The following is a 916-nucleotide window of genomic DNA, read 5'->3' as shown; positions in this document are numbered from 1 at the left end:
ATTACAGATAACGTCGAGGGAATGATTGTTCAAAAGAACAGCGATAGCGGTAGGTTTGGGGATCAAACCAAAGCCCTATTTTGCCTTCAAAATCACCAGAACGTTGTTTGGCAATATTCATAATAACGCCGGGGCGTTTGGCTAAATCTGCTTTTTCTTGTGCGAGAGAGGCGGCAAAGATTTTATCTTCCAACGACCGATTGCGCCAAATGGTGATGATGTTAAAGGCATTGGCGCCAATCTCTGAGGCGCCTTTAATGTCTTCTGTGCTGGGGATATCTTTATCCAGACCGCTTTTGCGGGCATGGGCGACAAGGTGAATGTGCACACTGTTTAAAACAGCCCAATCAACCATTTTATAAACGGCTTGTTCTTGTCTTGCATAATCATCAGAGGCAATGCCAAGCCGCATCAAACTGTCGATGATAAATTGATCGCAGCCATAGCGCGCACGACAATAGTCAAAGACTTCAAGCAAGGTGTCAACGCTCGATTTGCCAACATGTTCATAAAGAATAAGCCCTTCGTCTAAAAAATGAAGAATCCGTTCAATCGTCTCTTTTGTAGGCTGTTCTAAGCCGCCCGTTTGTTTGGTTAAACGGCGAAGCGATTGTTCTCCTTTCATTTCTAGAGACGCTAAGCAAAGGCGACTCTTTTGTGCAATCCAATGGGGAATACAATCTGATAATAATTGGCTTTTACCTGCACCACTCGCACCGCTCCAGAGCGTTAATTCTGCTGGGCGGAAATGCAATTTGTCCTTCAGTTTAGGATAGGGAACCGTATAACCAAGATGTTTTTCAGGCTCTGGCCAAAAAAGCCCAATCACTTGATCTTTATAGTCTGAGGCGCGCCGTAAACCTTCTGGTGCAAAGCTTTGTGCTGAGGAAAAGGCGGCTTTTATGGTGGCTTTATC

Annotated in this window: 1 protein-coding gene; it reads right to left on the bottom strand. The window is 44.9% G+C overall.

The annotated features are described in order from the left end of the window. Position 1 precedes the first annotated feature (1 nt). On the bottom strand, positions 2-916 hold a 915-nt coding region (locus tag ACFIL3_RS10570), incomplete at its 5' end, for an AAA family ATPase (RefSeq protein WP_375682258.1).

Origin of the sequence: Bartonella sp. CE47NXGY (genome assembly GCF_042195415.1) — a bacterium.
In the GTDB taxonomy this organism is placed as follows: Bacteria; Pseudomonadota; Alphaproteobacteria; order Rhizobiales; family Rhizobiaceae; genus Bartonella.
The sequence above is the reverse complement of the archived record's forward strand: the minus strand, read 5'-3'. Positions and strand labels throughout refer to the sequence as shown.